This is a genomic window from Paracoccus thiocyanatus, from assembly GCF_900156255.1.
In the GTDB taxonomy this organism is placed as follows: Bacteria; Pseudomonadota; Alphaproteobacteria; order Rhodobacterales; family Rhodobacteraceae; genus Paracoccus; species Paracoccus thiocyanatus.
The window spans coordinates 1-6778 of the sequence record NZ_FTMK01000047.1; the positions used below are offsets into that span (position 1 = coordinate 1).

General features: G+C 59.2%; 8 protein-coding genes and 1 pseudogene. All 9 read right to left on the reverse strand.

Going from position 1 to position 6778, the window contains the following annotated elements; all coding sequences use genetic code 11:
- On the reverse strand, positions 1-754 hold a 754-nt coding region (locus tag F3H32_RS17380), incomplete at its 3' end, for a vWA domain-containing protein (protein WP_149766912.1).
- Positions 755-807: 53 nt separating this feature from the next.
- Positions 808-1863, reverse strand: coding sequence for a hypothetical protein (locus F3H32_RS17385; RefSeq protein ID WP_149766913.1), 1056 nt, complete (start codon positions 1861-1863; stop codon positions 808-810).
- 53 nt (positions 1864-1916) lie between these two features.
- Positions 1917-3032 (reverse strand): hypothetical protein, encoded by a 1116-nt coding sequence (locus tag F3H32_RS17390; RefSeq protein ID WP_149766914.1) that lies wholly within the window; start codon positions 3030-3032, stop codon positions 1917-1919.
- Positions 3033-3081: 49 nt separating this feature from the next.
- Positions 3082-4005 carry a hypothetical protein gene (locus F3H32_RS17395; protein ID WP_223191531.1) on the reverse strand — a complete coding sequence of 308 codons (924 nt, stop codon included), beginning with the start codon at positions 4003-4005 and terminating at the stop codon, positions 3082-3084.
- A gap of 91 nt (positions 4006-4096) precedes the next feature.
- Positions 4097-4465, reverse strand: coding sequence for a hypothetical protein (locus F3H32_RS17400; RefSeq protein ID WP_149766916.1), 369 nt, complete (start codon positions 4463-4465; stop codon positions 4097-4099).
- 35 nt (positions 4466-4500) lie between these two features.
- Complete coding sequence (locus tag F3H32_RS17405; protein WP_149766917.1) at positions 4501-5067, reverse strand: hypothetical protein; 567 nt, start codon at positions 5065-5067, stop codon at positions 4501-4503.
- Between the two features lie 27 nt (positions 5068-5094).
- The gene (locus tag F3H32_RS17410) at positions 5095-5580 is read right to left on the reverse strand and encodes a hypothetical protein (protein ID WP_188128713.1); all 486 of its coding nucleotides are present in this window, start codon (positions 5578-5580) and stop codon (positions 5095-5097) included.
- Positions 5577-6113, reverse strand: a complete 537-nt coding sequence (locus F3H32_RS17415) for a hypothetical protein (RefSeq protein ID WP_149766919.1) — start codon at positions 6111-6113, stop codon at positions 5577-5579. The genes F3H32_RS17410 and F3H32_RS17415 overlap by 4 nt, the downstream gene beginning before the upstream one ends.
- Positions 6110-6778, reverse strand: a pseudogene (locus F3H32_RS17420) (hypothetical protein); the annotation flags it as partial. The pseudogene F3H32_RS17420 and the gene F3H32_RS17415, both read right to left, overlap by 4 nt.

The following is a 6778-nucleotide window of genomic DNA, read 5'->3' on the forward strand; positions in this document are numbered from 1 at the left end:
TGCCGTTGATCGTACCCTGCCAAGAGAAGTCGAATTTGGCGCCGGTCGTCACCTCTTTCGGGGCAGTAAGGGTCACTTCTGGCAGGGTTGGCGTTTCCACCTTTTCCGGTTCTGGCACTTCCTCGACTGCGCCTTTTACTTCGGCAAGCGCGGTTTTCAGTTGATCGGCGTTGTCGGCGGTGACGAATTTGCCGCCAGTATTTTCGGCAATGCAGGACAGGCTTTCGCGGGCTGCATTGTCCAGATCAAAGCCAACGACATGCGCGGTGAATTTCACGCCCTGCTTTTCCAGTTGCGCCGCAACTGCACAGGGGTCGGCGTTGCAGGTTTCCACCCCGTCGGAAATCAGCACGACGGTTGCCGGGTTGTCGCGGTAGGACAAAAGATCAGCCGCCTGTCGGATCGCGGCCGAGATCGGCGTCTTGCCCACCGGTTTGATCGCATTGACAGTGGCGATGAACTTGGCCTTGTCAAGCGGGCCGGGGGTGATCATCGTCTCGATATCGGTGCAATCGCCCTGACGGCGGTGGCCATAGGCAACGAGGCCCAGATTGGTGTTCTCGCCCCAGCCTTTGACCAGATCGGCGAGCACATCGCGGGCAATCTCGATCTTGGAGGTTCCGTCGATCTGGCCCCACATCGAGCCGGACGCATCATAAACGATCACGACATCGTCCGCAGCACTGGCAGGAGCTGCGCAAGCAATGCCACCTGCGATGGTCAATGCGGCCAATCCCGATGCAAGCTTCTTCATTCTTCAATCCTCCATAAATTCAGCAAATGCGGATATCGCCCTCGCAGCCAGCCTCACGGTTTCACACTCGCATGTATGCCCGTTACTGGTGATCCGATCGCGCGATAGGCCTCATCCGCGGCCTGCGCGCGTCCCCGGCGCCCTCGGGATTTTCCCTCGGCGTAATGCGCCTTCTCGAAAATATCCGTGCGCGCATCCAAAAGACCGGCCTGGACATCGTTGATGCCGTCTTCCTTGATCGCGAAGAACTTGAACCGGAGGCGCCTCTCGGCCTCGGGCAGTTTTGTCTCCGGCGCGTCCGGCGCGCAGAAATCCGTTGTAGTGCCGGGATCGTCGACGCGGAGCCGCCCCGTGTAGGAGCCGTCCGTCGTGACGGGCAGCAGGCGGCCATCCTCGTCGAGCAGGAGATTGACTTCGACGACTGTCGTGGTGTCGGGCGGAAAGACCCGGCAGGTCTTGACGCCGGTCAATTCGATGGGGCAGCCCGGCTCACCGGGGAGGATTTCGCTCACCCCCTCGTCCGATTGGCGGGTCTTGGCCACGGATCGCAGGGCCGAAATGTAGCGCTCACTCTGATCCCTTGGCACGCCCAACTCGTCCGCGACGATGCCGATCACTTCGCTGCGCAGGGCCGGGTCCACGGTCAGCCGGTCGTCGTCCGATGGGCCGTTCTCTTGCTCTTGAATGTCGCAGCCTTCCATATCGGGGCTGTGCCCCTCCACAAGCGTCATCTCGAAAATCACGCCGCCGTTCGAGCCTGGAATCAGGATCTGCCCGGTCAGGCGATCGGGGCTCCAGACATCGAACACGGCCGGCGCACCCTGATGCGACCCGACATAATGCGCGGGATCGTTGGCACTTTGCTGGAGCGGGATCGTGCCGTCGCCATGAATCACCAGCGTGCGTCCGCAATCCTCCACGTCGATGCGAACCGGTTGTTTGCGGTAGGGATTGGGGACACCCGTGACCTTGCCCTGAACGGGTGGTGATGCGCCGGTGACGGCAGATATGTATTCCCCTTCGCAAACAGGGGCCGCTCCAGCGGCATGAGACACGGCCAATGACGCGGCAAATGTCAAAAATATCCGGCTGAATGTGGTCATCGTCATTTTTCTTTCCTGTCTTGGCGTGGCGTCGCTTCTGACCTTTGGGACGGTTGAGATCAGGGCGACTTGTGCCGTCCCGTCACCGGAGACCCGATAGCCCGATACGCCTCGTCGGCGGCGTCTGCACGCCCCTGGCGCCCCTGGGATTTCCCCTTGGCGTAATGTGCCTTCTTGAAATGATCGGTGCGCGCATCCAAAAGACCGGCCTGAACATCGTTGATGCCGTCTTCCTCGATGGCGAAGAACTTGAACCGGAGGCGTTGTTCCGCCGGGGGCAACGTCGACTCTGGCGCACATAAATCCGCCACGCCGGGATCATCGACGCGGATCCGCCCCGTATCAGAGCCGTCCGTCGTGACGGGCAGCAGGCGTCCATCCCCATCGAGCAGGAGATTGACTTCGACGACTGTCGTGGTGTCGGGCGGAAAGACCCGGCAGGTCTTGACGCCGGTCAATTCGATGGGGCAGCCTGGTTCCCCGGGGAGGATTTCGCTCACCCCCTCGTCCGATTGGCGGGTTTTGGCCACGGATCGCAGGGCAGAGATGTAGCGCTCGCTCTGATCCCTTGGCACGCCCAACTCGTCCGCGACGATGCCGATCACCTCGCTGCGCAGGGCTGGATCGACGGTCAGGCGGTCACCAGCAGGTGTGTCGGGCGTGGCGGCCGTGTCGTCGTTGCACCGCTTCATATCGGGCATGGAGACATCGCGCGGGTCCATCGCGACCGGGATATTGAAGGCAAACCCGTGCGATTTTCCCTTGACCGAGCCGACCATGATCTTGTGATCGACCACCCGCAGCGTCAATTCGGCCTCGTTCGTGCCGATGTCCTGCGCAACATAAAGCGTGTCATCCATGATGGATTGCAGGAACAGCATGGTTTTTGAGCCCTGCGACAGGGTGAACTGTCGGCCACATTGACTGACCTTGACCTCGTGCAGGCCCTCACTTTTCGGCTTGCCCATGAACTGACCCAGCCACGCACCCCGCTGAGCATTATAGAGCCTTGCTGCCAAAGCGCCGTTTTCTGGCGCTTCGCCGGGGATCGCGTTGACAGTGTCCTTGCCGTTGAAGAATTCATAGGTGCCCTCGCAAACAATGTTCGCCAAGGCTGCCTGCGGTAACATCGCTACAAACGCTAATGTCAGCGATATCCGTGTCGAATTAATCATTTCGCATCTCCCTCAGCGTCTTTCTAGCGCTCAATCCCAGTAATGCTTATCATGTTGCTGCCGCATCTGCGCCAAACGCGCGATCCTTAAGCTTACGGAATTTGCCTGACATCTGTTCCAGCTTGGCTTCCCATTCGGGGTTCGGTTGCTGGCCCTCAATTGTCTTGAAATAGACTTGCATCATGCAGGTGATGGCAAAAGGTTCCAGCAGTGCGGCCTTGATGCTCCATGCGAACAGCAGCGCGAATACCACGCCGCCTGCCGCCCATGCGCCGGGCATCAGGTAGACCACCAGCGCAGCTGGCGCGAGCATGACAAGAAACACTACAAAACTGAGGCCGTAGACAATAATTGCCAGCCATGCAGCATTCTTAAGCATTGGCTTGTAGTTCTGCGCATAGAGCACGAGCGCCACTTTCGCTGACCCCCATGCATTTGTCGAATTCGTGCGGATGGCGTGGGCAAGGATCACTTCGTCAACGAACCCGACGGCGACGCGCAAAAACGCGGATATGATACCGCCAATCTGTTGCGCTCCGGGAATCGGCAGAATGGTCAGGATGCCACGCACCAATCCCGAAATGGCGCGCACAACGCCTTTGATCAATTGATCGACGGCGAACAACACGCTGGCCTGCGGAAACCGTTCTTTAACCACCGCTGTTGCATGACTGATTTGGCTGCGGCCATGCGGCATCAGTTTACCATCAATCAATTCGATCAAAACGGCAATGTGTCCGGCCTTGACGATATAGAGAATATATTCGCGCGCCCAATACATAAAGACGCCAAAAAGCCCAAAGCCCGCAAAGCCGCCCCACATTGTTGTCGTGGCGCGAAACTCTTCGTCGCCAAACCCACCGACACCCCAGCCGACACCGGCGCCGACACCGGTAATCAGAATATAGCCCAGCGAGATCCCGAAATAGACCGCCATGCGCAACAGGATAAACGGCATCGTGCGCACCATCATTCCGAGCGCACCTCCAATACTAAAATCCCACATTTCCCTCTCCCGAGTAAAGCTACTTTGCCTGCCTAAAAAACCGTTCCCTGCGCTTGGATCACCCCTCGCACGTGCTATTGCCGTATTTCGCCACGCATGCCCGCGCGGTGCAGGATGATATCTGCGGGCCGCGCTGCGCTTTCTTGATATCAACGGTTTCTACCGTTGTGTAGGGAACCGAAACCGTCTCCAAGACCGGCTTGCAATTGATAGTGGTCCCAGTTGTTTCGCAGATCGTTTCGCCGGTCGGTCGTTCTTTGTTGCGGTATTTGGTGACGATCTCTTGTCGATAGACCGGTGGGATTTTAAGCATCCACTCCGCTTCACAATGACTTTTTTCAGTTCGGTATTCTGGTGTGCCGCAACTCGAAAGTAAAACAAACCCAGCGACTCCAACAATCCTGAAGTGTGGGACGATGTTCAGCATAGGTCTACTCCAGCCATGTTTGGTGCGCTCGCAAGTTACAAGACTTCACTTTGATCTTGCACGGCTTGGGCGGCACCCTCGATCTCAAGGATGGCGTAGATCGTGTCCATATCGACGGGCAGCATGCGCAGCGTCATGTCCATGACCGCCCCCGCCATGGCCACATGGCTCTGACCGATGAGACGGGGCAGATCCTCCTGATCGCAGTCTCCGGCCCACGCCAGCACGGCTTCGTCCGGCGTCAGTGCCGGCTCGGGGATCTCGGGATGGTTGGCCTCGATCACCCAACGGCCTTCGTCGGCAAGGGTGATAGCCATCGGCTCGGTCATCTCCGCATGGTCGAGCAGCAGATCCTCGCCCAATACCCAGATCGACATGGTCTCTGTTTCGGGGGAAGGCTCCATAGGGATGACCATCCTGCCGGCATGGACGTAGCCGGACAGGTGGTCAACGCGCCAGTCACCCACGAAGTGTTCCCGCAGCCCCTGCCACGTTGCCGGCGAGGACGTTCCGCAAAGGTCCGAAATGTCGCCCGCGCGCTGCGCCAGCGCGGGAACGGCGGCGCAGGACAAAATGGCTGTCAAAACGATGACCGGTCTCATTGGATTTTTCCTCCCTGCCGCAGAACGCTAGTGCCCGGTAGCGGTGATCCGGCCTCCATCCACATCCAGAACCAGCATTTGTCGTTCGACGGCAGTTCGGCCTGACATCGGGTAGGCCGTCAGGCCTGCCTCGATCACGCCGGTAAAGTGAAGTGAACCGTCATTGTTGTGGTCGATCTCGAGCATTGCCTGCCCCCCGGCCTCGCTTGACAGTCCAAGAGCGGGATTTCCGTCTTCGTCCTCGAGCCGCAGTTCGAGAAGACTTGTGGTCCCATCGGCCACCATCACCATCAACCGGATGGAACCGATGCCCGATGGCACCTCCTGCGGTTCGGCAAGAATCCGCAGAGAGCCAATGCCTTCGCTCTCGAAATGGAATTCTGACCGCTCGGCGTCGATCCGCCATGAAACAGGTGCCACTTCGAGAAACCCAGTCATATCCCCATCCGGCTGATCGGCCAGCACAGGCGCGGACAGGCAGATCGCAATTAGGGAAAACGCCGCGGTCCTCACTGCAACTCACCCAATACGGCTTCAAATGTCAGGCTAACGTTGAGAGTGTCGTCAGGGTCAGGATTACGAAGTGCAATCCGGTCCATACTCGTTAGAACACCTTGCACCTGGCCCGCGATCGCCAGCACACCGCCTTGGTGCGAGGCGCTCGTAATTGTCAGGGAGAGTTCATCGTCCAAGTCCGCACGGTAGATGCGATACGGATCGGTATCGAGAATTGGGATATCGATTTCTGCGGAAAAGAAGTCACCATCAAGATCGCCGATCCACTCTGCGCCGAGGGATAAGTTGCCCAGACCGCGCTCCCTCAGTGCCGGTGCTCGAAAATAGATCGAAAAACTGGAAGACGTGAAGTCGGACTGCTCTGTCCAGACCGACAGTTCTATCTCTTCGCCTGCAATCGTCCCTGACGCCGCTCCCCCCGGTTCTGCAGCCATGACGGGAACGGCAAGGGCGAGTAAGCCAAATGCAGTGATGACTGATCTGAGCATGGTCTTGGGTTCTCCGGATTCTTTGATGTGTTCGTAGTTCATTCGCCGAGCGTGATCATCGCGCGTCCGAGAACGCTCTGGCTTTGAAGGTCGAGAAACCGCACTTCGTATTGTCCCGGCTCGTCCGGGAGCTTGATTACCGTTTCGGTTTCGTCGCCCACGCGATGGACTGTAATCCAGGTAAAGTCGGGCGCATCAGCTCGTGCCAGCGCCACGCGCCGGTCGGCATCGCCAGCTTCGATTGTCCACGAAACTGTAACGATATCGCCCGGCCTTGCTGTACCAGGAACCATAAGCCCGGCACCCTCGTCTATCGGCGCGTCCGCCGCCAGCACCTCGAGCGGTCGCCGGGCCATGACCCGATCGCCGCGGTCCAAATGGTAGCGGATTTCATAGGCACCAGGCTCCGCGGGTGCAGTGAACGTGGCCTGATCTCCGTCCTGAATGCGGCGATAGCCACTTTGCTCGCCGTCGGGCGTGCCGCCGGGAACGATGGCTATGTAATCGCGCGGATGTATGGCACCCGTCCAGGATAGCGTGATCTCGGCGCCGGCCCGCGCCCTGTCCGGTCCGTCAAGTGAAACATCACCATCCATCACCTCGACCGGGGTGCGGGCGAGCACGCGGTCCCCCGCGTCCAATTGCAGACGCACTTCGTATAGACCGGGCTCGGCAGGCGCTCGAAGCTCGCCTTCGCTCCGACCTTG

What these genes read in the sequence shown, in the direction of transcription:
- F3H32_RS17395 (WP_223191531.1), bottom strand. Translation starts at nt 4,005, where the DNA reads ATGATGGTGCGCACGATGCCGTTTATCCTGTTGCGCATGGCGGTCTAT.
- F3H32_RS17385 (WP_149766913.1), bottom strand. Translation starts at nt 1,863, where the DNA reads ATGACGATGACCACATTCAGCCGGATATTTTTGACATTTGCCGCGTCA.
- F3H32_RS17400 (WP_149766916.1), bottom strand. Translation starts at nt 4,465, where the DNA reads ATGCTGAACATCGTCCCACACTTCAGGATTGTTGGAGTCGCTGGGTTT.
- F3H32_RS17390 (WP_149766914.1), bottom strand. Translation starts at nt 3,032, where the DNA reads ATGATTAATTCGACACGGATATCGCTGACATTAGCGTTTGTAGCGATG.
- F3H32_RS17405 (WP_149766917.1), bottom strand. Translation starts at nt 5,067, where the DNA reads ATGAGACCGGTCATCGTTTTGACAGCCATTTTGTCCTGCGCCGCCGTT.
- F3H32_RS17415 (WP_149766919.1), bottom strand. Translation starts at nt 6,113, where the DNA reads ATGAACTACGAACACATCAAAGAATCCGGAGAACCCAAGACCATGCTC.